Source organism: Oleiphilus sp. HI0043, assembly GCF_001634935.1.
In genome coordinates this window covers 1-987 of sequence record NZ_LWEY01000237.1, presented here as the reverse complement: position 1 = coordinate 987, position 987 = coordinate 1, and the positions used below count along the sequence as shown (strand labels likewise).

The 987-nt window shown below is 45.9% G+C and carries 1 protein-coding gene and 1 pseudogene; both read right to left on the bottom strand.

Features of this window, described 5'->3' with window-relative positions:
- A pseudogene (locus A3729_RS03720) lies at nucleotides 1–308 on the bottom strand (riboflavin synthase); the annotation flags it as partial.
- Nucleotides 309–328: 20 nt separating this feature from the next.
- Nucleotides 329–987, bottom strand: a 659-nt coding sequence (locus tag A3729_RS03715; protein WP_197475531.1) for a RibD family protein, incomplete at its 5' end; no start/stop codon positions are given.

The window sequence follows — 987 nt, the reverse complement described above, 5'->3', positions numbered from 1 at the left end:
ACATGACCACTTACCAAATGGCCACCTAAACGTGTCGATAAAGTCAGCGCTTTCTCTAAATTAACCTTCGTACCCGCTTGAAACTCTTTGAGATTAGTATGCACCAAGGACTCTGCCGATACGTCTGCAGTAAACCCTTTTGAGTTCAAAGTTACTACCGTTAAGCATACGCCATTTACCGCAATACTATCGCCTAGCTTTACGTCCGACAGATCCAAATTGCCTGTCGAAATAGTTAAAACAAGGTCTCGCCCTTTTGATTCTGATCGCTCGATCACACCAAGCGCTTCAATAATTCCTGTAAACATCGCTTATCCAATCCTTTACGCTAGCGAGAGCCTGACACTTCAGCCGGCATATAAATCATTCGAATGTCCTGACCAACCAGCCTCAAGTCTTTTAAGTCCAGATCAATACTCTCAGACATTTTATCTAAACCAAGTTCAGCAAGCGGTCGAGCTTTACTTCCTAATAATTTTGGCGCCATGTAAACCAAGAGTTCGTCCCACAAACCCTGTTCAATAATGCTTCCCGCTAACAAGGCTCCAGCCTCTAGTAACACCTCATTGCACTGAAGCTCAGCTAATTTGGACATCACTTCTTGCAGCTCACTATGCGCATCATTTGAACTTGATGCAGAAGACAAGCGAAGCACATCAACAAAACCAAGCTGAGACACCTCCTGCGCTTCCTGGCTTAGCTCACTGGCCTCTGAAACACACCACAATATAGGCGTTTCCTGTTCTAATAGTCGAGCAGTCTTAGGCAAGCGAGCCTGACGATCAAGAATGACACGCAAAGGCTGAATTTTTTCAATTTCTCGGGACCATTCAGGATCAAGACCCAGTTCACTAGCTCTAACCGTTAGGGCTGCATCATCATGAAGAATGGTACCAATGCCACTAATAATAGCAGAGCTTCGGGCACGCAAACGCTGTACGTCAGAACGTGCAGCCGGGCCAGTTATCCACTGACTTTCCCCGGACT